The sequence below is a fragment of the Paenibacillus tianjinensis genome, assembly GCF_017086365.1.
Taxonomy (GTDB): Bacteria; Bacillota; Bacilli; order Paenibacillales; family Paenibacillaceae; genus Paenibacillus_AQ; species Paenibacillus_AQ tianjinensis.
This window is the reverse complement of sequence record NZ_CP070969.1, coordinates 2,423,685-2,447,948: the sequence shown is the minus strand read 5'-3', so window position 1 is coordinate 2,447,948 and position 24,264 is coordinate 2,423,685. Positions and strand designations below refer to the sequence as shown.

The following is a 24,264-nucleotide window of genomic DNA, read 5'->3' as shown; positions in this document are numbered from 1 at the left end:
AAGGCCCGAACGTCCTCCCGCGAAAGGGAAGCTGTTCGGGCCGTTATTAGCGGTTTATCCCTTACTACTATTCAGACAGCCAGTTGTGGTGGAAGACGCCTTCCTTGTCCACACGTTTGAAGGTGTGGGCGCCGAAGTAATCGCGCTGTGCCTGAAGCAGGTTTGCTGGCAGGCGCTCTGTACGGTAGCTGTCGTAATATGCAAGTGCACTGGAGAAGCCCGGTACAGGTACCCCTTGGGTTACCGCTGCGGCAACCACTTTACGCCAAGCGGACTGGTAGGAGCTCATGATGTCTTTGAAGAACGGATCCAGCAGCAGGTTCTTCAGCTCCGGATTAGTTTCGTAAGCATCAGTAATGTTCTGAAGGAAACGGGAGCGGATAATGCAGCCGCCACGCCAGATTTTAGCCAGACTGCCGTATTTCAGATCCCAATTGTATTCGTCGGAAGCTACGCGCAGCTGGGCGAAGCCTTGAGCGTAGGATACGATTTTGCTGGCAAACAGTGCTTTGCGCACGTTCTCGATGAATTCTGCCTTGTCACCCTGGAAAGGCTCAACAGCCGGCCCGCTCAGCACTTTGCTGGCTTCTACACGCTCATCCTTCATAGCTGACAGGAAGCGGGAGAATACAGATTCGGTGATCATGGACAGAGGCACACCAAGGTCGAGTGAGCTTTGGCTTGTCCATTTTCCTGTTCCTTTTTGGCCTGCTGCATCCAGAATTACATCTACCATCGGTTTGCCGGTTTCTTCATCATACTGTGCGAAGATATCTGTAGTGATCTCGATCAGGTAGCTGTCCAGCTCCCCGCTGTTCCACTCTTTGAAGATGCTGTGCAGTTCCTTGGCATCCAGGCCAAGCACATCCTTCAATAATTGGTACGCTTCACAGATCAGCTGCATGTCGCCGTACTCGATACCGTTATGCACCATTTTTACATAGTGTCCGGCACCGTCAGGTCCAATATATGTACAGCAAGGCTCTCCGTCCACTTTGGCCGAAATTGCCGTAAGAATCGGTTCTACCAGCTTGTAGGCACTTTCCTGACCGCCAGGCATAATGGAAGGTCCTTTAAGCGCCCCTTCTTCACCGCCGGATACACCGGTGCCGATGAAGCGGAAGCCTTTTTCTTCAAGCTCTTTGCTGCGGCGCACGGTATCAGGGAAGTAAGCATTACCCCCATCGATAATGATATCGCCTTGGTCAAGATGTGGCAGCAGCAGCTCGATTGTTGCGTCAGTAGCTTTACCCGCTTGCACCATGATCAGAATTTTACGCGGTACTTCAAGTGATTCTACAAACTCCTCGACAGAAAAAGTACCTACCAAGTTTTTGCCTTCTGCCTCGGCAATCAGGTCATGTGTCTTCTCCGGGGAACGGTTAAATACCGATACGGTAAAGCCTTTGCTCTCGATGTTAAGAGCCAAGTTTTTACCCATTACCGCCAAGCCAATTACACCGATTTGTTGTTTTGCCATCTGGTCCTCCACCCTTTGCATCCTGTATTTTTGTGAAATTCATTTCTCGCAGTATTAAGAATACCACCCTTTGTCAGATACAGTAAAGTTCCGTCTGCGAAAGAGAGATCAATTTCATTGACAAAATCCTTTTCAAATAGGAAATTGCTCACAATGACTATTTTACCGTTTTTACCGCCAGAAGTGAACCCCTGATCATCACTCCAAAAAAACTCAGGGCACCCCGGCCTGCGGGATACCCTGCTATATTTGTCAGTTGCTGTCCTTACCATTCAAGCATGTTCAATTCACGGGCCAGTTTAGCCAGTTTCGCCCTGCTAGCTTCTACTTGCGCGGGGTCCTCGCTTCGCAACGCTTCGCTCATGCGGTCCAGTTCCTCATCCACTTCCACTCTGCGCTGCTGGATTCGTTCCTCCCCCTCACCGGAGTAGAATAGCTTCGTCAGCTCCTGATCCGAGAGCAGTGGACCTTTCTGGTACAGCACACGCTGCTGATACCCGGAAATTTCCACCAGTCGGATCACTTCACCAAATAAAATATTCTCAATAATGATCTGGCGGTCACGGAACCTTTTGACTACCGCGTGTCCTCTCATATCGCCTATCAGCTTCTCCATCCACTCGGACAGGCGCGCATCACGGATCATATAATCGCCTACCAGCTTATAGCCATCCTTGATCTGCTGGAAGCGAAGCTTCACCAGCTTGCGTCCGGTGCGCACCGAAATCAAAAAAACACTTTCATTCTCACTCCAGTAAAGGGAATAGCCTTCTTTGATCAAATCCTTGATCAGCTCCTGAATATGCTGTCTGTCAAAGCGCAGCTCCAGATTACAGTACTCCACTTCATCATTTTTGTTCACGGCACTCCCCCCTAACAGCTTTGTTAATACAATGCAGCTGATCTGTATACATAAAACTGGCTGCCGGACCTCCACTTTACCTGTCAATAGCTATGCATTCGTCTTACATTTATTTTATACTTCATATTATGTAGCGGTAACTTGGTTTATTGACTATTTTTACCCGTTTCCTGCCATTTCCAAACGGTCTCCGCTCATTTTACTTCTGCCCCCTATTCATTCAGCCTTACGATAAAATAAAGCCGCAAGCACAGGAACACAGAGTTCCCTGGCTTGCGGCTTATAATTTAGCTGACCGAGTTTATTCAGCTTGGATTATGTTTCAGCTTGGTCCGGTGAACGATCAGCAGATGTAGACCGAACAGCAATACCATCACCGCTGCACTCGCCAGAAAAGGCGCACCGTGGCTGACCGAATCCCACAGCTTACCTGACAGAACCGGCCCGGCTACCATCCCGGAGCCCTGAAGGGTCAGGAATAAGCCCCATACGGTGCCCCGCTCACCTTTTGGCACCTGCTTAGCTATAAAAGCATTCCAGGCGGGCAGAATAAGCGCATAGCTGATTCCGACAAGGGCCACAGCCACGAAGGCCAGCGGCAGCCAGCGCACCTGGGAGAAGAATGCCAGCGAGCAGGCCGCCAGCAGGAAGCCGATATTCAAAAAGAGTGTTGTTCCTATCCGGTCTACCAGCTTTCCTGCTGGAATAAGCGCCAGTACCGTGATTCCTCCACCTGCAATCAAGAGCAGACTGAACTGGTTCGGGGTCACGTGCAGCTCAGCGCGTGTAAACAGGGTCACCACAGGAGTCATAAGCCCGATGGCAAATGCCTGGAGGAACAAGGCCGGGAAGAGCAGCCTGCTAACCTTCAGTGAGGTTCTTACTTGATGCATCGTACGCTTCAGACTCTGCAGGGGCTGTAGCGGTCTACGTGCTGCTTCCGGAGCATCGCCGTGCATATCGCGCACCACATGAGTCGCCTGCCCGCCAATTCTCGAAGGCAGAAGCATCGCAATCGCTGTCACCGCTGCAGCACAGCCCATGAGTACAAAAAATACGAACCGGTAGCTCTGTCCTCCGTGATCCATCATGAAATTAACAACAATCGGTCCGATGCCCGTTCCGGCAAGCGAAGCCATCTCCACCGCGCCCATCGCTGCCCCGCTGCTGCCACTTTCCGTGGAGCCTGCCAGTTCGGTGATGCCGGTCATGGTGCATGGCCAAAGGGGCGATGTACCGATGCCTAGAATAAGACAGGCTGCAGACAACGTTACTGCATCCTTGGCATATATAATCATACCGACAGCCACCAGAATCAGCGCCAGAGCCCCGGTCATGGTCCAGCGGTACCCGATCCGCTCCATCACCCAGCCGAACGGGCTGCGGAAGAGATTATCACCTAAATACTGCAGGGCAAAAGCGAACCCGACAACGGTGACTGACAGACCCAGAATGTTCTCCATATAAACCGGCAGCAAAGCGACCAGCAGGGATCCTTTTACAAATTCCACCAGGAAGATGATTACCCACATCTCCATGATGAACGGCGAAGCCAGATTGATATGCATACGTTGTGCTACTTTGCCAGACATTACATCACATCCTAGTATTATGGTGATTGATTTGTTATACTGATGCTTGTCGTAAAAAAATAAATCTTGACGAAAGGTTGTGACAGCATTAAATGAATCAACACGAAACTCCCCTCTTCACCGCTCTTAAAAAGCATGCCGCCGGAAACCCTGTTCAATTTCATATTCCTGGGCATAAGAAGGGGCTAGGAACCGATGCCGAATTCCGTGAGTTTATCGGCGATAACGCGCTATCCATAGATTTGATCAACATCGCACCGCTCGATGACCTTCATCAGCCTACCGGGGTGATACTGGAAGCTCAAAAGCTGGCTGCGCAGGCCTTTGGCGCCGACTATACGTATTTTAGCGTACAAGGCACGAGCAATGCCATCATGACTATGATCCTCTCTGTCTGCTCGGAAGGAGACAAAATAATTGTCCCCCGCAACATTCACAAATCAGTGATGTCGGCGATAATTTTCTCCGGAGCCAAGCCTGTTTTTGTCTCACCTGTACAGGATGAGAATCTTGGGATAGACCACGGCATTACCACCAGCTCGCTGGAACGGGCATTAAGGCGTCATCCGGACGCCAAAGGAGTTCTAGTAATCAATCCAACGTATTTTGGCGTTGTCGCCGACCTGCGTTCGATTGTGGATCTTGCCCACAGCTACGGCGTTCCCGTACTGGTGGATGAGGCACATGGAGTATTGATTCATTTTCATGAGGATCTGCCGGTCTCGGCCATGCAGGCCGGAGCGGATATGGCAGCAACCAGTGTACACAAGCTGGGCGGCTCCATGACGCAAAGCTCGGTACTTAATCTGAATGCGAAGACCGGCCTGGTCAACCCGCAGCGGGTACAGACGATCATCAGCATGCTCACAACTACGTCCACTTCATATATTCTGCTCGCGTCCCTGGATACCTCCAGACGCAATCTTGCACTGAACGGCCACGAAATGGCTTCACGGACGATTGCTTTGTCCAATTACGCACGTGAGGCGATTAACAATATTGACGGCTTGTACAGTTTTGGAAAAGAAATTCTCGGTACAGAAGCCACCTTTAATCTGGATCCGACGAAACTCAACATTCATGTGCGTCATCTTGGCATTACCGGTTATGAGACTGAGAACTGGCTCCGCCAGAAGTACAACATTGAAGTTGAACTGAGCGACATGTATAACATTCTTTGCCTGATTACCCCTGGCGATACCCAGGAATCCGTAGATAAATTGATTTCTGCCTTGCGGGTGCTCTCAGCAATCCACTACAGCAAAGGTGAAATCTATGAGCTAAAGGTGCAAGTGCCGGAAATTCCGCAGCTTGCCCTTATCCCCCGGGATGCCTTCTACGCAGACACTCAGGTGGTTCCGTTCCGCGAGTCTGCAGGCTATATCATAGCGGAGTTTATCTATGTCTATCCGCCGGGGATTCCTATTTTACTCCCAGGTGAAGTAATTACCCAGGATAACATCGACTATATCATCGACCATGTAGAAATCGGTCTGCCGGTCAAAGGGCCTGAAGACCGCAGCATCAACTTCGTTAAAGTGATTGTAGAAGCCGAGCCGATCTCCTGATCGGCCGCTTCTCCCAATTAAATGTTCCCATACAAAAACCCGATACTGGATCAGTATCGGGTTTTGTGCATTAGAGCGCCGCTGCCTGTCCGGTCCGCAGCCTCTCAGCTACACTGAAATCTATTCTTGCTGGGCAAGCAGCTCATTATAAGCTTCTTCAACAGCTTTCCATTCAGCTTCATCTTCAATGTTGTAAAGCACCATTTCTTCATCTTCTTCTTCCATACGCAGAATGATGCCGTCTGCTTCAGGGTTTTCACGTTCCAGCAGCAGTGCGTACAATTTCTCGCCTACGTCGAACGTTTCCACCAGCACCATTTCTACATCTTCGCCCTGCTCGTTCGTCAAGGTCAGCACAAACTCCTCGTGCTCATGGTCGTGATCATGTCCGCAACCGCATGCTTCACCATGTTCATGGCCATGCTCATGTTTGTGATCGCTCATTGAAATACCTCACTTTAAATTGAATTATCCTACATTTGGTATCGTAACACGTATGATAAGTTCAGGTCAATTTGAGGGCCGCCCAAAATACTTAATCCAGCGCAGTGATTACCTTCTCAGACACAAGTACGTAATCAGAGCCCTTGGACGCCTTGATATAGAAGCCCACCCGGTATTTGCCGGCATCCTTGAAATCATACGTGAACTCCGAAGTCGGGAACCAGAAATCCTCCTTCTTCGAACCGCCAAGCTCCTGGGACTGAATGTCCTTCACATTGCCGGAAGGATCAGTAATGGCAACCTTCACTGCTGCAATATCGTCGGTCAGACTGTCCACTTGGGTCAACACCTTGATTTTGAGCTTGCCCACATTTACATTGCCAAAAACCTTATCGCCGTTAAACAGTACGATTTGCACATTTGGCTTAAGGATCGTCACTTTGCCCGAACCGTCCCAGCTGACGACACCTCCGGCTTCTCTAGCCGGTATATAGGCTTTTCCGTCAATCAAATAGCCTCCATCGGCCATTTCCTTTCCATTGCTCCATACCCTAAGCTTCTGATTTACAGCGTCCGCGAACAATAATGATCCTCCCATTAGGGAAAAAACAACCACGCACAGAGCAATTTTTTTCCATCTCATAATAGAGACCCTCCAAATAATTCATGCTGTTAATATATACTACCAAGATTGCCACAAGTTGCGCAGGTTTAGGACGTAAATTTCAATACAAAGCTTAAAATGATACTATATATAAATTAAGGCCTCAGCACTGAATATTGGAGGAACGATACGATGACCGTAAGTCTGCAAATGCTTGGCACAGGCGATGCTTTTGCCAAAAACTACTATAATAATAACGGGCTGCTTTTAAGCAGGGATTATACACTTCTGATTGACTGTGGAACGACAGCTCCACTGGCAATGGAGAAGCTGGGCAGATCCTTCGCGGATGTAAATGCCGTCCTGATCACCCATATCCATGATGATCATGCCGGCGGTCTCCCTGAGCTATCCAGGCTTATGAGAACAAAGTTCGGCAGAAAGATGATCTTGCTGGTAGCCGATACTTTAGTTGAACCGCTGTGGGAGAGTTTTCAAAAGAACAGCTCCTCAGCAGCTCATAATCCAAGTTCTCTAGAAGACGCGTTTGAGGTCAGGCTGCTGAAACCTGGCTTTCCTTATCAGCTCTCCACCGAAATCACACTGGAGCTGATCCGCACACCCCATATCCGCGGCAAAGACAGCTACTCTCTGCTGCTGGGCGGAGAAATCTTTTATAGTGCCGATATGATCTTTCAGCCTGAGCTGCTACTGAAGCTGGTCCGTAAGCAGGCTATCCGTCAAATCTTCCACGATTGCCAGCTCAAAGGTCCTGGCGAGGTTCATACAACGCTAAGTGAATTATTGTCTCTGCCTGAAGACGTCCGTAAGGTGATTCGTCTGATGCATTACGGGGATCAAAAGCCGGAGTTCGAGGGGAAAACTGCTGAGATGACCTTTCTGGAGCAGCATGTGATCTATGCGCTGTAAGATCTGCTAACCTTTATGGAAATAAACGAAAAAAAAGGCCGGACAAGTTCGCGTTAATAGCGTTTGTCCAGCCGTACTTAAAACTGCGGCAACTGATCCAGATTATTGCTCGGATCACCGTCTGCGTCACCGCGGATGTACATCTCTCCGTCTCTTCCTTTGAACACGTTCACTCCAGCTATACTGCCGGCCTGAACCTCCTGAAGCGCCTGCTGGTAATCCAGCACTCGTCCTGAGGAAGTCTGAAACTTCATCAGGTCACCGTCACCATTTCTTTGGGCTGCTACAAACCGCTCGCGTTCATTGTTCATCACTTGGGATTCATTCCTTCACGCTTGGATTAGCCATACGGCTCACCCCTATCTTGCCCTCAGCACCGACAAAATATGTACCTGAGCCCGTTACAGCTTCTTCTGCATTCTTACATGCAAAATACCAGCATCATAAAACGGCTCCGTAGAGATGACCTCATACCCTTGCTTGCTGTAAAAATCCTCTGCTTGACACTGTGCATCCAGCACAGAGAACTCAAGACCCAGCTCACGGGCCCGCTCTTCCAGCGCCATCAGTAGAATCCGGCCGTATCCCTTACTCCGGTAATCTTTATGGACAGCGATACGCTGCATCTTGGCAGTCCCTGTTTTATAATAAATCAGGCGTCCGGTAGCTACCGGCAGACCGTTATCGATAATCAGCAAATGATGCGCCTGATCACTGATCACATCGTATTCATCAATTTCTTCTTCCGCCGGCACGTTCTGTTCTTCAACAAATACCTTTTTGCGGATATCCAGCCCCATCTGAAGCAGTTCATCTGTAGTCACATGTACAATTTCCGCCGCCATGTTCTCCCTTTGTCCCCTCTCTATGTCAAAACAATAGTTGACCTATTATACAGAATTTTTGATAACCTGTATAGGGAAGTACATTTGCTCCTGCCGCGGCGGAGGCAGCAGAGCTTATTCAACCGAGTAGACTTCTGTGGAGATGGAACGATCATAGACATCCTGCATCACCGGTGACAGCGGACCATCTAAATTATTATGCTGGACATCCATGTCCATGTCACTCATCCGGTGTATTTCCACAGCCTCAGGAGGCTGATAGACTGTCTTACAACCTGTTAACCCCAGGAGCAGAGCCAGACAGAGAACCGTTACCGGTAACTTGAATTTGCGCATTAGCTTATTCCTCCCATCAATACTGCTGTTTCCAGCTTTGACGATTGAGAAGAATAATAAACCGGCTCGATATACTCATAAAGGCCGCTACATTTATTATATAGAAGATAAAATGCACTATTTCAAGCCAAACTTCCTAACAGAACTAAATATGCCTCGTCACACTCACTGTAAATTCAGGTCTGGTCTCATATGCCATGCATAACGGCACCTCCATATCAATTTTAAAATATGTATCAAGCGTAGCGTTATCCTCTACTCAGATCTGCTCATGTTGCCTCATGAAATCCTTCACCTTTGCCATAAGCGCAGGGTAGATCATCGGGTATGTTACTTCTTCGGGTATTTCCGCAAAGCTCTTAATTTCCCCCATTTCATACTGCGGGAGTTGTCCGAACTTATGAACGGCTGCCAGATAGAGTTTACCGAAGCTCTCAGGTACTCCCTCACTGACAACCGAGTATATGCTGATTGGATATAACGTGTATTCCTCCGCTCCAGTCTCCTCATACAGCTCTCTGGCCGCGGCTTCATCCGGGGATTCATTCGGCTCAATATGGCCGCCGGCAAATTCCCATGTCGACCGTTCGCGATGCTTTGCCATGATCCATTGCTCACCCTGTCTTGCAACAATAACCACATACTTAAGTACAGCTTCATCTATACCTGTCTCATACATCGTTACTTTCACTGGCTGTTATCCCCTTTGTCAGAATGGCTGGAAGAACTACCGGATAACTGCTCCCACTTCTCCCGGGTCTTGTCTTCACCTTTGTAATAATCCACCCGGTCCTCGGCTTGATACAGCTCTTCGTACGGCAAAATATTGATTTTTCCGGAATCAGGATACTCCGCAACATCTAATCCGTTATTCGTCCGCAGATCCAAGTACTTACATGGCGCCTCTGTATGATTAAACAGCTGATGCGCTCCTTCCGGGCCTGTCTCAAAAAACACCACATCGCCTGTGCCCAGCTCCTCAATTCCTTTTGGCGTCCTAAGCAGTGCTTTCCCTTCCATGATTACAAAGATCTCTTCCGCATTTCTATGAAAATGATAAGGATAAGAGTACTTCCCCGGATCCAGTGACCGGATATCAAAGATCAAATGCTTCGAGCCCACCACATTAGCCAGCTTCTCACTGGTATGCCAGGCAAACTCCGGTACCGGAGACTGCTTTTGCTTAAACGAAATATTGTGGTCATTAAAAATTGTCGCCATTTCCGCTCACTCCCCATTTTAATTCGTCCCACTTAAGATACCATGATACCTGTTCACTTTTCCATAATTTGCAACTTCCTTCACAATATCAGCGTACAACATACAACTAGAGGAAATCATGCATGGCAAATAATAAAAACCTAATAAACGCAGGTGAACTTAGTGAAAAACGGCACACCGGGTGTGGGTAAAACCACAGTTAGCAAAGCACTGCATCAAAAACTTCACAAATCGGTTTGGCTGGATGGGGACTGGTGCTGGATGATGAACCCGTGGATAATTACAGAAGAGAACACAAAAGTGGTCGAGGGTAACATTACCTATTTACTCCGGAGTTTTTTAGAGAATTCGAACTTTGACTATATCCTATTCAATTGGGTACTTCACCGGGAAGAGTACAAACTTACAAGAATAACGCTCACTTGTTCTGATGAATCTTTACGGAATCGGATGTTGCTTGATAACAGAACCGTTGAACAAATTGAGTCGAGTTGTAACAGGCTGAAATTATATGAAGAAATGATCACTCATACCATTGATACAACTGGCATTAGTACTCATGTAGTAGTAACAACGATCCAAGATTTATTAAAGATATAATTTGAAAAACTATACCTAGAAACCACCATGTATCTTATCCTTAAAAAAATATTGCGCTCACCTGACATCCTGTGGTATTATAAATTTCGTTGCAGGACGGTAGCTCAGCGGGAGAGCACTATCTTGACAGGGTAGGGGTCATGGGTTCGAACCCCATCCGTCCTATACGCAGAAAGCCTTGTATATCAAGGCTTTTTTTCTTTTTCTTCGCCTCATAAATCAAAGCACAAATGGTATTGGTGCCATTATGGTACCCTGTACTAGATTAAAGCAAAAGCTGGTGCCATCTTCGGCACCAGCTTTCTTATCCTTCCGACCATTTTATACTTCCTCTACCCTCTATATCAATCGTGCAGATCATGCTATAATCCCCACAAAAAAGAGGTGATACCGATGAAATTTATAATCGTTATTTTAATTCTCTTGTTTTTATTTGGTTTCTTTAAAAAGAAGAAGTAGTTTATTGAACCTATGGGAGAGGAGGGGGATACTCCTACTCCCTGGTATCTTCGTACTGCGACACAAGCATATTACGCACCTTTGACTCTTCCTTGAAAAAAAGAACAATTATGCCTATACCCCGCAACTTGTGGCAATAATTAATCCGAGGTGATTTTGATGTTATTAAATATACTTTTGGGGTTTATTCTTCCTTGGTGTTTTGGGCAATATTTGCTTATAAAGAAACCGACTTTTGCAATACAAGTTAGCATAATTGGTGCACTACTTGCCTTCCTCGTCAATGATGTTGGATTTCATATGAACTGGTGGTACGTTACACCGAAAGATTACGGGACAATATCCTTTATCCCATACAATTTCGGGATTTTTGCATTGTTTTCGGTTTTCACGCTAAACTTGATCAATAATTTTGGAAGAGCATGGATTGTTATCCCTGTAATGTCACTCGTAAAAACTGTCCTTGAAAGCACTCTTGTTTTTACAGGGAAAGTTGTTTATCAAAATGATTGGAACTTAGGCTTTACCTACGTTTCATACCTCATTCCATGTACAGCTAGTTATCTGATTTATTCATTCTTGAAAAAGAGGACAGCTTAATTATCTGGATCGGTAATTCTAACAATCATAAGATTCTCACTAACTAAGTCGGATAGAACAATCGGATAATGTCCGAGCCAATTTTTCCAACTCAAATATAGGTAAAGCACTCTCATGTTTAGTCCATACAATAATTAAGAGAGAACATATACTGATAGTAAGAATCGACAAAGGAGTGAACTATATGGCTATTCAATTCTTAGATTCAAGAACCTCTCAATTCAGCAATACAAATACTGGAGTGGGAATACTTCCTGATACTCCAACACTGCTCTTGGGAGATATCGGTTTACAGGTGGCTGCTGTGTTAAGTACCCCTAATGCTGCAGATGTTCGTGTGGAACTGGTCGGAACCATTGGTGTTGACGGTGTTGCGTCGAATGCTATTACCATTACCATTGAAAGAGGTGGTACAGGAGTTAGCGGAACAGGTGTAGTAATTTATACAGCTACTGTAGATTTGTATACTGGCAACAACTTAATTTCTTTCAGTGCTGCGGATTTCCACCCTCCTGTACCTGTCTCTGGTGAAATAAGATATTCGATGTATGCTTTCGATTCTGGACCAGGACCAGCCATCACAATTACTGGTCCCGTTACTTTCAATGGAGTTGCTCAAGCAGGGACAACCGCTTAAGGTTAATGATTCATAGTTAGTATAAAAAATAACAGCGGCAGTCTATGACTTTGGGTTTTAGTTCAGAGCTGCCGCAATAAGCTATACTATCCCCCTTAGTGAGCAGTATGCGTCCACTACGCCATGACTGTAATCATCCATGATATTAAGCTTTACGATGCAATGAGCCGGCGTTTTAAAGGTAAGCAGTGGTTTAACCTCGACTTAGACACTTCAGTATGCCGAATTTGGCATGTAGGCATCTGGCAGGGAACTGAATGGAAGAATATGTAGGTATCTTGCCACTCACCCCACTGTTTGAAGAAGAAAGGTACGCCGGCAATCTGACATTGGTCCCGAAGCTCCTGTACCACCACAGATGAATAGGTCGGGCCTTAGGACCGATATCTCCGCCGACAATGACCCAATCTATGCTGGTAGTTGACCCGGATGACTGGCCGTACTCATCGTATTTAACGTCTTACATACTGTTTATCATCTCCGGTGATATAAAGTACATAATTAAAAATTTATCTAATGGTAGTATTCGGGATACTGGAGGTGTATTATCTTGACTAATAATCAATTGGTGCCAGTTATTCTTGCTTTCCTCGCGGCTACTAGTTGTTGGATAGGGTTCCTGAACAAGCGTAAGAAAAAGTAAGATTTATAAGGGGGATGCTTAACCCCCCCCAGTCCACGTCATCGTATTTGTTCATCTTCAATCATAATTCGAGCGTCCCCCCACTTAGCTCCGCAGCTGCTATAGAGCAGGTCGCCGTCATAATTACATGGCGAAAATACCTTATCACAATAATGGCATTCCGGATGTAACGCTTATCTTTCCCTTTAAGGGCTATGCCACAAATTGATTCTTCAAAAACCATTGCTATTTGATCGTGTACCAGGTATTTTAGTTTACCGGAAGGTTCTATCTGCAAACATGCTCTCCCCCGTACCGTCCTCACTTTCGCAGCCCATACACCTGACAATCCACAAGCTGAAACAGGAACTAGAGACCTCTTCAGAATTGTGTACTATATAATGAAGCCGGAATCGGCACTTCAATTAGATGAATTAAGGACCTGATCAGTAAGTCGAATCATGTATTATCGATAACACCTTCAACTCCCTGATCCGAAATACAGCGCTACCATTAAAACTTTTTAACGCTTCTCATTGTTAAAGTCACTTTTTTTGAAATACCTATGAGTGCAAATCTTGTGGTACAATTCACATATCAGAACACTGATTGTGGAGGATTAATATGAAAAAAGTTGAAGCAATTATTCGCCCGGAGAAACTAAGAGAAGTAATTGATGCACTCCGTACGATTCAAGTCACCGGATTCACAGTGACCCAGGCCCAAGGGCGCGGCCAGCAAAAAAACACAACCGGAGTGTACAGAGGGAAATCGTATACCGTCAATTTGCACCACAAAATAAAGCTGGAAATCGTTGTTTCCGACCATAAAGTCGAAGAAACGATTAAGACCATTATTGCTACCGCACAGACCGGAGAAATGGGAGACGGCAAAATTTTCGTACTGCCCCTCCTTGAAATGTACAATATTCGAACTGGCGAAACCGATGATACGATCGACGAGTTAAAATAACCCACATGTTAAAAAGTGCAAATAGCCAGACAATTTTTACCCAAATCTATGTAAGCTAACATAACATTTGAAGTTGACATTCTCTACACTCTCCTTATATCATTACTATGTTGTAAAAGTGACAGGGAGGGTAACATCATGAACGCCGGAACGGATATGGCATTAAATACGGTTTGGTTAGTGCTTGCTGCTGCTATGGTTTTGTTTATGGAGGGCGGCTTTAGCCTGCTCGAAGCAGGTTTTGTGCGGACGAAGAACGCAGTGAATGTCACCATGAAGATTTTTGTGGATCTTACAGTCGGTGTTCTGGCATTTTTCCTGATTGGCTTTGGGATTATGTTCGGAAAAGATTTTGCCGGAATCATTAGCTTTAATTTTTGGGGAGCTTCCCAGTCTCTGCCTATAGATTTAAATCTTCCATTATCAGCTTACGTATTATTTCAGATCGGCTTTGCCATCGCAGCCATCTCGATTATCTCCGGTGCGGTAGCTGAGCGGATGTCCTTTAAAGCTTATATCCTCATCGCCTTTTTTGTGGCAGCGATTTTGTACCCGGTCTCCGGACACTGGGTCTGGAACCCGAATGGCTGGCTTGCCGGACTAGGTATGAAGGATTTCGCCGGGTCGGCTGCCATACATGCACTTGGGGGAGCAGCGGCATTTGCCTTCGCTAAAGTTCTGGGTCCGCGCCGCGGAAGATTCAACACCGATGGCAGTGTGAACGTGTTTGCACCGAGTAATATTCCGCTGGCTTCTGCAGGCACCTTTATCCTGTGGTTTGGCTGGTTTGGCTTCAATGCTGGAAGCACCTTGAATGCTGCAGATCTCAGCCTCTCCGTAATTGCCCTGAATACTATGCTGGCTGCTGCTGCCGGAGGGACTTCCGCCATGGTCTACACGATGTTCCGTTTTGGCAAGGCGGATCCGAGTATGACCATGAACGGCGCATTGGCCGGTCTGGTCGCAATTACAGCAGGCTGCGCGTTTGTAACTCCCTACTCAGCCATTCTCATTGGCCTGATTGCCGGTATCCTGGTAATTTGGGGGACGCTTGCCATCGATAAGCTGCAGGTGGATGACCCTGTCGGAGCGGTTGCGGTACACGGAATTAACGGAGCCTTTGGTACGTTGGCTGTGGGGCTTTTTGATAAGCAGGATGGCTTGTTCACCACAGGACAGTTTCACCTTCTGGGTGTTCAGCTGCTTGGTGTGGTCGTGGTCATGGTGTGGGGCTTTGTAATGAGCTACGCTGCGGCCAAGCTGATTCACAAAACCGTTGGTCTTCGCGTCAGTGCCTCTGAGGAAGAAGAAGGCTTGGATATGGCTATGCATGGTATCCCCGCCTATAACGAGCTGGAACGGTTCAGCGATCAGCCCGGACTGGACGAAGCATTGCTCCTTAGAACCGGTTCAGAGGATTAGAAGACATCAAGTATAATTAAGAAACCTCACTTTAGCAAAATGGAGTAAAGTCTGCCATTTTTAAAGCGAGGTTTCTTTTGGTTATGCGGGTGATAGTATGTAACTGCTTCAAGATAAACGCTTAGCTGTTTGGCTCAGACTCTGTACCGCCACTCCCTCTGTCTCCAATACACTGCGGATGGACGATGCAAATTCTACGGCGTGTGGAGAGTCACCATGCAGGCAGATTGTCTCCGCGAATATATCTATATTCTCTCCCCGGGTAGTGTGCACCTTACCTTCCGTCACCATCTGCAGGACCTGCTGCAACGACTGTTGTTCATCTGTAATCAGCACACCAGGCTCGCTTCTGGGTGTTAATGATCCGTCTCGCTGGTAAGTGCGGTCGGCGAATACCTCACTGGCGCTCTGCAGCCCGGTCTTCTTGGCCGCCCGGATCAGTTCGCTTCCGGCCAGACCGACTAGAATAAGTTCAGGATCGATCCGGTATACAGCCTCAGCAATCGCCTCCGCCAGTCCTGCGGAAACAGCTGCCATATTATAAAGTGCGCCATGCGGCTTAACATGTTGAAGCACCGCACCTTCTGCCCGAACGAACCCCCATAGCGCCCCCACCTGATAGATGGTAAGCTCATAGGCTTCCCTTGGTGAAAGCTTTATCTCCCTGCGTCCGAAGCCGATCAGATCCTGTAGGCCCGGATGAGCGCCTATAGCCACCTGATGTTCAAGCGCCAGCTTGACGGTACGTGACATGGTTCCGGGATCTCCGGCGTGAAACCCGCAGGCGATATTGGCTGAGGTAATGAGTGGCAGGATTTCCTCATCGCGTCCCAAGCGGTAAGCCCCGAAGCTTTCGCCTAGATCGCAGTTTAAATCGACAGTCTTCATCAGCTTTAACCCCCAGCATTTATGTATTTACACTAATCCATTTAAAATTGTCCGGCTTCTGCTTCTAATAGTAGTGTTCCAGCACTAAGCGCAGCCTGTTCAGCTCCAATTCCTGCTGCAGGAGCTGCTCCTGCGCTTCCTGCAGTGTGATCAGCCGGAACCGGACAGCACTGCCGATCTTAGCTTGTGCAAGCAGCGGCAAATCCGCCGTAATCACCTGAGCCAGCTTCGGATAACCGCCGGTTGTCTGCCGGTCCGCCATCAGAATAATGGGGCTGCCGCCGGCTGGAACCTGCACCGTTCCATAGGTCACAGCCGAAGAGATCAGGCTCTGCTCCCGCACCGGATTCAGACTGCTGCCAGACAGCCGATAGCCCATCCGGTCTGATTGGGGGAGGATCGTAAAAAGCTCTGAAAGAAACCGCTCGCGGCTCTCCTTACTGAATGCGAGGAATTCTTCCCCCGCGATGACTCGAAGTACAGGAGTTTCCGGATATGAAGGGATCAGGTTGCAGGCTGGAAACCAGCGGCTCACAGACAAGCTCTCCGGTCCCTGTTCCCTGGTCAGCCTCTCTCTCCAGACGTTCCCCCTTAGAGTTGGAGTTCCTATAGGCAATACATCCCCGGACCGCAGCGCCCTGCCCAGATGACCGCCGATTCCGGCGCGCAGGTAGGTCGAGCGGCTGTTCAGCTGAACCGGAACCGCTATACCTCCGGCAACCGCCAGGTAGGCCCGGCAGCCGCCGGACAGGCGCCCGAAATGCAGCCGTGCTCCCTTAGGCGCATAGACCGTCCGCCAGAGCGGCAGCGGGTGCTCATCCAGCATCGGTGATAATCCCCCGCCGCAGATGGAAATCAAAGACGGCTCCGCGAAGGTGATCTCCGGTCCGGTTACCGTCATTTCCAGCCCCGCCTCCCGTTCATCGTTGCCGACCAGCAGGTTGGCCATACGCAGGGCATAGCTGTCCATCGCACCGCCGGCAACAACGCCATACTGCTGATATCCGTACCTTCCAAGGTCTTGGACGGTAGTTAACAGGCCAGGCTTCATAATCAGCAGGCTCATGGAGTATCCTCCCCCCATTCCATGAATTCACGCCGGGAAATCGGATAGAACCTTACAGTGTCTCCTGCTTCGAGCAGCGTAGGCAGTTCTGCCTCTGGTTTGAATAGAGAGAGCGGTGTTCTGCCGATCAACTGCCAGCCTCCCGGGGTTTCGAGTGGATAGACACCTGTCTGATCACCTGCAATGCCTACCGAGCCTGCAGGAATGGCCACTCTCGGCGAAAGTCTGCGCGGTGTGGAGATTGCAGAAGGCAGTCCGCCCAGATAGGGGAACCCCGGGGCAAAGCCCAGCATATATACCAGATATTCACTGGAAGAATGGATATCTATCACTTCCTGCGGCAAGAGCCCATTATGCTCAGCAACAAATTCCAGATCCGGGCCGGCCTCCCCTCCGTAATATACGGGAATGCTGACCGTTCTCGGCTGGGGAGGAGGCTCATCATCTATAAGACTTAGCATCTTCTCAAGCAGTTCAGCTACAACCGGGAACAGATAATACTCCGCGCCTGTTCGGATATATTCCGGATAGGCCTTAAGGACTGCCAGCCCATCATAATAGACGGCTATCGAAGTAAATGAAGGCACCAGCTCCACCATGCCTGTAAATGGATGGTGCTCCAGATAGCTGCATAGCGCCCTTACCCGGTGGTGGATTTGCGGACTGATGGAGTCTCCAAGGATTACAACAGCCGCTGAGTCGCCGAGCGGAACAATGCGGGCAGCTCCGTGATTGACGCGGGGATTGGGCACAAGCTCACTGCCGTCTTTTGTCTCACCCATTCCAGCGCCCCCTTTTCATCGTTAATTATGAATATTATACTGTATTTCTGCCTGTATTACGTCAACCAGACATCAGTAAAGAATCAACCAATAAGCACTCTCTTAAACAGCAGGATAGTTAGAAGCGTTTGTTGAATGAAATGTATTAGAAAGGAATGAGTTGAAAATGAATCCGTCACCGAAGCATACTGTAGTCGCAGCAGCTGTTGTACTCAATGAAGATCATGATATTTTACTTCTTAACGGACCAAAGCGGGGGTGGGAAATTCCGGGGGGACGGGTTGAAGAAGGTGAGTCCATAACTTCTGCAGTAATACGAGAAACAAAAGAAGAAACAGGTATTGATATAGAAATCATAAGATTTTGCGGTGTCTTCCAAAATGTGAAGGAATCAGTAATTAGCAATTTGTTTTTGGCAAAACCTACCGGTGGTGCGTTTAGAACATCCAGTGAAAGTTATGAACTGGGGTATTTCTATTTAGATGAGGCACTCATTAAGGTGAAATGGGATAGTATCAGGGAGCAGATTGTGCATTGCGTGAATCAAAAGGATATATATCTGATTGAATTTAATCCATAAACAGAAAACAGAGATCCAGATTGGCTATACAGTAAAAATCAGAATAACAAAAAGATTCCGCCAACTGGTGGCATAATAATCTAACAATTCCTCTTGCTATGTCTGAGGAAAAGCTGTACTTCTTAGTAAACAGTGAATCCTAGCTTTTTAAACAGTTTCTTGGAATGCCCAAAGCCCCGTGTGGAAATGATTTGTGCACCCTGGCTGAATGCGCTGTTTATGGCTTCTATACAAACTTCTGCGGCAAGCCCTTGTCTACGATACTCCTCAGAGGTGGCTACGAATTCAAGCGAGGAAATATCCCCGTTGTTCATAATAGAGCATACCGCCGCAGGCACTCCATTATAATTCGCTATGTAGCAATCGATTATCCCGCTCTCACATAAGTGATAATGGTTGTCCGGATGCATCACAGGATATCCGCCGTGCATAATCCTGTTATTCAGATCCGCCCAGATTTTAAAATCCGAAGCATCCGCTACCCTTGTTACCGTAATAGATTCTTCCGTTTCTCTGAAGGCAGGCCATTGTTCCGGCAGCACTGCCAGACAGGCTTCCTCGTCATTGGGCTCAGGGAGCGACTCTGCTTCGGTATGGTCCGGCCAGATTGCCTCAGCCATCCGTTCGGAAAGATTGAATCCCCACCAAGTATGTAAATCCAATGCTTTGATTTCCTCTACCTTCTGTTTAAGCTCCACATCTGTTAGCTGCTCTAGTCGTATATTGAATACAGATGTCCCGCATTTATCACCACTTTTTGGCCGGGTCATCGCATAATATCCATTATCAGTAAACTCCATATGTTCTGCCTCACCCAGCAGCCGCAGATAATAATTCGCGCTATCGTTGATGTGCTTGTATATCTCTGACCGTTCCATACACACGCTCCTCTCCTAGCACCGTTATTTTTGGTAATGCCCTGTAATCTCGATCAAATTCCCGTCCGGATCTTCCAGCATGAAGCAGTAATAGGGACATACGATATTGATAAAAAAGATCTCCGTCACTGTACCAAGCTCAAGCGATTTTACCCGTTCATACTCTGCGTTTAAGTCTGCAACATTAAAATTCAAAATTACATTGTTTCCGTAGATGGTGAGATTCCCACTTTTATATTTAAGATATTCTTCATTAAAATGTGCGGACACATCGCTGTTGTCCCGGATCAGTTCCTTATCGTACTCCGGGTTCCATAGCGCGAGCGTATTGCCGCAGGTGAATTGCGCCCATCGTTCAATCTTCCGGGAATCCGCTTTCATATTCAGCAATGCCTCGTAAAATGCAATCGAACGCTTCATGTCTTTGACAATCAAATAGGTACATCCAAGCTGCATGCAGATCAATCCCCCCTTCTTCACAAAACTATGTGTAAATATTCACTTACACAATAGCAAACAAATGTTCCCGTATCAAGTATTAATTTTATGGTATCTTAAACAGGCCACAGTCTATACTCAAACTCGACCTCGTGCCGCACCGGGATCCCGTCATACCCGAGCAGCGGAATTGCCGGCTTCAGCTTTCTGGCATAGGTTATCGCCTCCCGGTGAACGGCAACCATATCAAATCCTCTTTTTTGATAAAAGCGGATTGCCCGCGTATTGTCATTGGAAGTTATCAGCCACACCTTTGAACAGCCAAGACGGGCTGCTTCCCTGATCACCAGCTCCATCAGCTTCGTGCCGGTACCCAGATTCTCTTGCCTGCTGTCCAGGGATACAATCTCGCACATTCCGTTCTCACAGCAGTAATAAACCGCCGCCTCGACACTCCCGTCTGCAACCGCACAAAATCCGGGCAATCCGCCTAAATGATGGACCTTCCCTCTGGATATAATAAGCGGACCACTTAATTGCAGCGCTGATTCCCTCGTTTCCGTATCAATTGGTTTAATTAACATTACTTGCCCTTCCTTCCACCCTGTAATATTATCTGCTGCTCTATTTGTAACCCGGATCCGCTCCGCCCGCAAGGCAAAATTCTTCATTCAGACAATTGATTTCTGAGGGGTTTTCATTTACAATAGGCTCATAAACGCGCGTTTACAATTAGAAACAGCTACTCCGTTCTTAAGCGGACGGCATCAGTTTCAGCAAGAAATATAAGGATAATTATAACCTATCCCTTATTAATCCTTATGTTTTGGAAAAGGGGGCAATATGCGCAGCGAAGATATAGCCAAGCTCGCAGGGGTGTCCCGAAGCACGGTATCCCGCGTGATCAACAATTATTCCAACGTCCCTGAAGAGACGCGGGCGAAGGTACTGAAGGTGATTGAACAGTATCAGTACGAGCCTAACAGCTTCGCAAGGGCACTGGCCGGCAAGAAGACCGATACGATCGGCCTTTTCGCCATCAGCATGAACGAGAAGGAGAATACGACCCGGATCTATCAGAACAATTATTTCGCGCCTTTCGTCGATGCCGTAGTTGATACGGCGAATGCCCGCGGCTGTTATGTGCTGATCCACACCGTATATTCCCCCGATGATTTCCTGAAGGTGAAGCAGGCTTTCCTGCAGAAACGGATTGACGGCGGCATCATCGTCGGCACCCAGAAGGATATTGATATCGTACGGGAAATGGTGAGTCTTGATTCCCCGCTTGTCCTGATTGATTATGATATTTCGGAGATTATGTCGGAGCACCTGGACCGCAATCATCTGGCCATCGTCAACTCCAAGGATTATGAAGGTACGGTCGAAGCAATTGAGTATCTGATCAGCCTTGGCCATGAAGAAATCGGCATGATCTGCGGACGAATGAACACCTATTCCGGACGGGAACGTTTCATGGCCTACGAAGATACGCTGAAGCGTCACGGGCTGGCTCTGAACGAACAGTTTATCCTCCGGGGTGACTTTCTGAAGGAGACGGCTTATGAAGAGGTTAAGAAGCTGCTGAGTACAGGCAGTCCGCTGCCAACCGCCTTCTTCTCTTCCAACGACGACATGGCTATTTCCGCAATGGAAGCGTTCACCGAGCATGGTATTTCCGTACCTGAGGATATGTCCATTGCCGGATTCGATGATGTGCAGCTTGCTGCCCGCATCAATCCGAAGCTTACCTCCGTACGGCTGCCGATTTACGAAATGTCCAAGGCTGCTGTAGAGAAAGTTATCGAGCTGTGTGATTCCCGGCAGCCTACCTTCAGCACCATCAGTTTTCCGGCCCGGCTGGTCGAAAGAGATTCGTGCCAGCCGCCGAAGTCATCTATTCAATAAATCCGAGAAACTCCCTTTGCCCCGAGGGAATTTTTTCTCACCATCGTAAACGCGCGTTCACAATTGAAAGGAGACTTTCCTCTAATGAAATTCGGAACTTTTGACGACACTCGCAAAGAGTATGTAATTAACACTCCTAAAACGCCTTACCCATGGATCAACTACCTTGGTAACGAGCAATTTTTCGGCCTTATCTCTAATACTGCCGGTGGTTACACCTTCTACCGGGATGCACGCATGAGAAGACTTACCCGTTACCGGTATAACAATATTCCGCTGGATACAGGCGGACGCTACTACTATCTGTATGACGACGGTGATTTCTGGACTCCGGGCTGGATGCCGGTGAAACGCGATCTTGATTTCTACGAATGCCGCCACGGTCTGGGCTACACCTCCATTACAGGTGAGCGGAACGGGATCTCCGTAAATCAGCTGGCTTTTGTACCAATGGGCCATAATGCTGAAGTACACCGCCTTGTTGTGAAGAACACCGGCTCCGCGAAAAAGACAGTGAAGCTGTTCTCTTTTGCCGAATTCTGTCTGTGGAATGCCAATGATGATATGACCAACTTCCAGCGCAACCTGAGCACTGGTGAAGTTGAAGTGAAGGATTCTGTTATCTATCACAAAACGGAATACCGCGAGCGCAGAAATCACTACGCTTTCTATTCGGTAAACAAAGAAATCGCCGGCTTTGATACCGACCGCGAATCCTTCGTGGGTATGTATAATGGTCTTGACGCTCCACAGGCAGTTGCTGCTGGTGAAGCCACTAACTCCGTAGCTTCCGGCTGGTCGCCAATCGGCTCCCATGCTCTGGAAATCACGCTGGAGCCAGGCGAAGAGCAAAGCTTCATCTTCGTACTCGGCTACATCGAGAACCCTGAAGATGAGAAATGGGAATCCCTGAATGTCATCAACAAAAAACCGGCGCTGGCTGTTATCGAACAGTTCGCTACAGATGCTCAAGTTGACGCGGCTCTGGCTGTACTGGCTGCACACTGGGATAACCTGCTGTCCAAATACCAGATTCAAAGCGGCGACGACAAGCTGAACCGCATGGTTAACATCTGGAATCCATACCAATGTATGGTTACCTTCAACATGTCCCGTTCCGCTTCCTACTTCGAATCCGGGATTGGCCGCGGTATGGGCTTCCGCGATTCCAACCAGGACTTGCTCGGCTTCGTACACCAGATTCCTGAGCGTGCCAGAGAACGTATTCTTGATATTGCTGCTACCCAGTTCCCTGACGGCAGCGCATATCACCAGTACCAGCCGCTCACTAAGAAGGGCAACAACGAAGTCGGCTCCGGCTTTAACGATGATCCGCTCTGGCTGATCTCGGGAACAGCTGCCTACATTAAGGAAACCGGCGACTATTCGATTCTGGATGAGCAGGTTCCGTTTGACAGCAACCCTAATAACACCGCTACCCTGTTCGAGCACTTGAAACGTTCCTTCGAGCATGTGACGAACAATCTCGGACCACACGGCCTGCCGCTGATCGGGCGCGCGGACTGGAATGACTGTCTGAACCTTAACTGCTTCTCTACCGAGCCGGGAGAATCGTTCCAGACGACTGAGAATATCGCAGGCGGCGTAGCAGAATCCGTGTTCATCGCAGGTCTGTTCGTCTTCGTTGGACCGGACTATGCAGAAATCTGCCGCATGCGCGGTCTTGACGATGTAGCTGCAGATGCTGTTGCGAAGATCGACAACATGCGTGAAATCACGCTGACGCACGGTTTCGACGGAGACTGGTTCCTGCGTGCTTATGACCATTACGGCGACAAGATTGGCAGTAAGGAAAACGAAGAAGGCCAAATCTTCATCGAGCCGCAGGGTATGTGCGTAATGGCGGGTATCGGTGTTGAAAATGGTGAAGCTGCAAGAGCGCTGACTTCCGTTCAGGAACGTCTGGATACGGATTACGGTATCGTATTGCAGCAGCCTCCGTACTCCAAGTACTATCTGAACCTGGGTGAAATTTCTACGTACCCTCCGGGCTACAAAGAAAATGCCGGTATTTTCTGCCATAACAATCCATGGATCATGATCGCTGAAACTGTCCTTGGACACGGCGACAGAGCCTTCGAAATTTACAAAAAAATCGCTCCGGCCTACCTGGAAGACATCAGTGAAGTGCACCGTATGGAACCATATGTGTACTCGCAAATGATCGCAGGTAAAGATGCCGTACGTCATGGTGAAGCTAAAAACTCCTGGCTGACTGGTACAGCTGCTTGGAACTATGTAGCCATTACACAGTCCATTCTCGGTATCCAGGCTGATTTCGCCGGTCTGAAAGTAGATCCTTGTATCCCTGCAGAGTGGGACGGCTTCGAAATCACCCGTGTGTTCCGGGGAGATACTTACGTCATTTCTATCCAGAACCCGAGCCATGTGTCCAAGGGTGTTGCCAGCCTGACACTTGACGGCGCAGCTGTTGAAGGCAACATCATTGCTCCTGTTGGTGATGGTGCTGTTCACCAAGTGGTTGTAGTCCTAGGTTAAGCAGTTATAC

General features: G+C 48.1%; 27 protein-coding genes and 1 tRNA gene. 11 read left to right on the top strand and 17 right to left on the bottom strand.

Features of this window, described 5'->3' with window-relative positions; translation table 11 throughout:
• Window positions 1-67 precede the first annotated feature (67 nt).
• From gndA to JRJ22_RS10745, 3 genes are all read right to left on the bottom strand, one after another.
• Window positions 68-1,480, bottom strand: coding sequence for an NADP-dependent phosphogluconate dehydrogenase (gene gndA, locus JRJ22_RS10755; RefSeq protein WP_206104443.1), 1,413 nt, complete (start codon window positions 1,478-1,480; stop codon window positions 68-70).
• 265 nt (window positions 1,481-1,745) lie between these two features.
• Entirely contained in the window at window positions 1,746-2,342 is a 597-nt protein-coding gene (locus JRJ22_RS10750; RefSeq protein WP_206104442.1) for a hypothetical protein, read from the bottom strand.
• Between the two features lie 305 nt (window positions 2,343-2,647).
• On the bottom strand, window positions 2,648-3,934 hold the full coding sequence (locus tag JRJ22_RS10745) for an MFS transporter (protein ID WP_206104441.1): 1,287 nt from the start codon (window positions 3,932-3,934) through the stop codon (window positions 2,648-2,650).
• Window positions 3,935-4,026: 92 nt separating this feature from the next.
• Between JRJ22_RS10745 and JRJ22_RS10740 the strand changes: the two genes are divergently transcribed.
• A complete protein-coding gene (locus JRJ22_RS10740; RefSeq protein ID WP_206104440.1) occupies window positions 4,027-5,502 on the top strand; it encodes an aminotransferase class I/II-fold pyridoxal phosphate-dependent enzyme in 1,476 nt (491 codons plus the stop codon).
• 120 nt (window positions 5,503-5,622) lie between these two features.
• Here the strand turns inward: JRJ22_RS10740 and JRJ22_RS10735 are convergent, their stop codons facing one another.
• Together JRJ22_RS10735 and JRJ22_RS10730 are read right to left on the bottom strand one after the other, a co-directional pair.
• On the bottom strand, window positions 5,623-5,946 hold the full coding sequence (locus tag JRJ22_RS10735) for a DUF1292 domain-containing protein (RefSeq protein ID WP_019911532.1): 324 nt from the start codon (window positions 5,944-5,946) through the stop codon (window positions 5,623-5,625).
• Window positions 5,947-6,037: 91 nt separating this feature from the next.
• Complete coding sequence (locus JRJ22_RS10730; protein ID WP_054940195.1) at window positions 6,038-6,589, bottom strand: hypothetical protein; 552 nt, start codon at window positions 6,587-6,589, stop codon at window positions 6,038-6,040.
• 153 nt (window positions 6,590-6,742) lie between these two features.
• On the opposite strand from JRJ22_RS10730, the gene JRJ22_RS10725 reads away from it, so the two are divergent.
• Entirely contained in the window at window positions 6,743-7,480 is a 738-nt protein-coding gene (locus JRJ22_RS10725; protein WP_206104439.1) for an MBL fold metallo-hydrolase, read from the top strand.
• Between the two features lie 77 nt (window positions 7,481-7,557).
• Here JRJ22_RS10725 and JRJ22_RS10720 read toward each other — a convergent pair whose 3' ends face one another.
• The 5 genes from JRJ22_RS10720 to JRJ22_RS10700 form a co-directional block, all read right to left on the bottom strand.
• Window positions 7,558-7,794: a DUF3892 domain-containing protein gene (locus tag JRJ22_RS10720; protein WP_232381104.1), complete on the bottom strand. Its 237-nt coding sequence runs from the start codon at window positions 7,792-7,794 to the stop codon at window positions 7,558-7,560.
• Window positions 7,795-7,881: 87 nt separating this feature from the next.
• Window positions 7,882-8,325 carry a GNAT family N-acetyltransferase gene (locus JRJ22_RS10715; protein WP_206104438.1) on the bottom strand — a complete coding sequence of 148 codons (444 nt, stop codon included), beginning with the start codon at window positions 8,323-8,325 and terminating at the stop codon, window positions 7,882-7,884.
• 114 nt (window positions 8,326-8,439) lie between these two features.
• Complete coding sequence (locus JRJ22_RS10710; protein ID WP_206104437.1) at window positions 8,440-8,661, bottom strand: hypothetical protein; 222 nt, start codon at window positions 8,659-8,661, stop codon at window positions 8,440-8,442.
• 259 nt (window positions 8,662-8,920) lie between these two features.
• Window positions 8,921-9,352, bottom strand: a complete 432-nt coding sequence (locus JRJ22_RS10705) for an NUDIX hydrolase (RefSeq protein WP_206104436.1) — start codon at window positions 9,350-9,352, stop codon at window positions 8,921-8,923.
• The gene (locus JRJ22_RS10700) at window positions 9,349-9,882 is read right to left on the bottom strand and encodes a cupin domain-containing protein (RefSeq protein WP_206104435.1); all 534 of its coding nucleotides are present in this window, start codon (window positions 9,880-9,882) and stop codon (window positions 9,349-9,351) included. The genes JRJ22_RS10705 and JRJ22_RS10700 overlap by 4 nt, the downstream gene beginning before the upstream one ends.
• Before the next feature lie 153 nt (window positions 9,883-10,035).
• On the opposite strand from JRJ22_RS10700, the gene JRJ22_RS10695 reads away from it, so the two are divergent.
• The 4 genes from JRJ22_RS10695 (at window position 10,036) to JRJ22_RS10680 (ending at window position 12,178) form a co-directional block, all read left to right on the top strand.
• Window positions 10,036-10,482 (top strand): AAA family ATPase, encoded by a 447-nt coding sequence (locus JRJ22_RS10695; RefSeq protein ID WP_206104434.1) that lies wholly within the window; start codon window positions 10,036-10,038, stop codon window positions 10,480-10,482.
• A 93-nt stretch (window positions 10,483-10,575) separates the two neighbouring features.
• Window positions 10,576-10,647: transfer RNA gene (locus tag JRJ22_RS10690), tRNA-Val, on the top strand.
• Window positions 10,648-11,100: 453 nt separating this feature from the next.
• Window positions 11,101-11,541 (top strand): hypothetical protein, encoded by a 441-nt coding sequence (locus tag JRJ22_RS10685; RefSeq protein WP_206104433.1) that lies wholly within the window; start codon window positions 11,101-11,103, stop codon window positions 11,539-11,541.
• Window positions 11,542-11,725: 184 nt separating this feature from the next.
• Window positions 11,726-12,178: a hypothetical protein gene (locus JRJ22_RS10680; protein ID WP_206104432.1), complete on the top strand. Its 453-nt coding sequence runs from the start codon at window positions 11,726-11,728 to the stop codon at window positions 12,176-12,178.
• Window positions 12,179-12,330: 152 nt separating this feature from the next.
• Here the strand turns inward: JRJ22_RS10680 and JRJ22_RS29720 are convergent, their stop codons facing one another.
• The gene (locus tag JRJ22_RS29720; RefSeq protein ID WP_206104431.1) at window positions 12,331-12,531 is read right to left on the bottom strand and encodes a DUF5131 family protein; all 201 of its coding nucleotides are present in this window, start codon (window positions 12,529-12,531) and stop codon (window positions 12,331-12,333) included.
• 893 nt (window positions 12,532-13,424) lie between these two features.
• Between JRJ22_RS29720 and JRJ22_RS10670 the strand changes: the two genes are divergently transcribed.
• Both JRJ22_RS10670 and JRJ22_RS10665 read left to right on the top strand, forming a co-directional pair.
• A complete protein-coding gene (locus JRJ22_RS10670) occupies window positions 13,425-13,772 on the top strand; it encodes a P-II family nitrogen regulator (RefSeq protein WP_054940182.1) in 348 nt (115 codons plus the stop codon).
• Window positions 13,773-13,910: 138 nt separating this feature from the next.
• A complete protein-coding gene (locus tag JRJ22_RS10665; protein WP_232381103.1) occupies window positions 13,911-15,194 on the top strand; it encodes an ammonium transporter in 1,284 nt (427 codons plus the stop codon).
• 108 nt (window positions 15,195-15,302) lie between these two features.
• On the opposite strand, the gene JRJ22_RS10660 is transcribed toward JRJ22_RS10665, so the two are convergent.
• The 3 genes from JRJ22_RS10660 to pxpB form a co-directional block, all read right to left on the bottom strand.
• A complete protein-coding gene (locus JRJ22_RS10660) occupies window positions 15,303-16,082 on the bottom strand; it encodes a LamB/YcsF family protein (protein WP_206104430.1) in 780 nt (259 codons plus the stop codon).
• A gap of 64 nt (window positions 16,083-16,146) precedes the next feature.
• Complete coding sequence (locus JRJ22_RS10655) at window positions 16,147-17,148, bottom strand: 5-oxoprolinase subunit C family protein (protein WP_206104429.1); 1,002 nt, start codon at window positions 17,146-17,148, stop codon at window positions 16,147-16,149.
• Window positions 17,145-17,930 carry a 5-oxoprolinase subunit PxpB gene (pxpB, locus tag JRJ22_RS10650; RefSeq protein WP_206104428.1) on the bottom strand — a complete coding sequence of 262 codons (786 nt, stop codon included), beginning with the start codon at window positions 17,928-17,930 and terminating at the stop codon, window positions 17,145-17,147. Before pxpB ends, JRJ22_RS10655 begins: the two co-directional genes overlap by 4 nt.
• Before the next feature lie 166 nt (window positions 17,931-18,096).
• Here pxpB and JRJ22_RS10645 point away from each other — a divergent pair, with 166 nt between their 5' ends.
• Complete coding sequence (locus JRJ22_RS10645; RefSeq protein WP_206104427.1) at window positions 18,097-18,510, top strand: NUDIX hydrolase; 414 nt, start codon at window positions 18,097-18,099, stop codon at window positions 18,508-18,510.
• A 122-nt stretch (window positions 18,511-18,632) separates the two neighbouring features.
• Here JRJ22_RS10645 and JRJ22_RS10640 read toward each other — a convergent pair whose 3' ends face one another.
• From JRJ22_RS10640 to JRJ22_RS10630, 3 genes are all read right to left on the bottom strand, one after another.
• Entirely contained in the window at window positions 18,633-19,388 is a 756-nt protein-coding gene (locus JRJ22_RS10640; protein ID WP_206104426.1) for a GNAT family N-acetyltransferase, read from the bottom strand.
• Window positions 19,389-19,412: 24 nt separating this feature from the next.
• A complete protein-coding gene (locus JRJ22_RS10635; protein ID WP_206104425.1) occupies window positions 19,413-19,844 on the bottom strand; it encodes a VOC family protein in 432 nt (143 codons plus the stop codon).
• A gap of 98 nt (window positions 19,845-19,942) precedes the next feature.
• Window positions 19,943-20,410, bottom strand: coding sequence for a GNAT family N-acetyltransferase (locus JRJ22_RS10630; protein ID WP_206104424.1), 468 nt, complete (start codon window positions 20,408-20,410; stop codon window positions 19,943-19,945).
• Window positions 20,411-20,669: 259 nt separating this feature from the next.
• Between JRJ22_RS10630 and JRJ22_RS10625 the strand changes: the two genes are divergently transcribed.
• Complete coding sequence (locus tag JRJ22_RS10625) at window positions 20,670-21,734, top strand: LacI family DNA-binding transcriptional regulator (protein WP_206104423.1); 1,065 nt, start codon at window positions 20,670-20,672, stop codon at window positions 21,732-21,734.
• 84 nt (window positions 21,735-21,818) lie between these two features.
• Window positions 21,819-24,254, top strand: a complete 2,436-nt coding sequence (locus JRJ22_RS10620) for a glycoside hydrolase family 94 protein (protein WP_206104422.1) — start codon at window positions 21,819-21,821, stop codon at window positions 24,252-24,254.
• The last annotated feature ends 10 nt before the right edge of the window (window positions 24,255-24,264 follow it).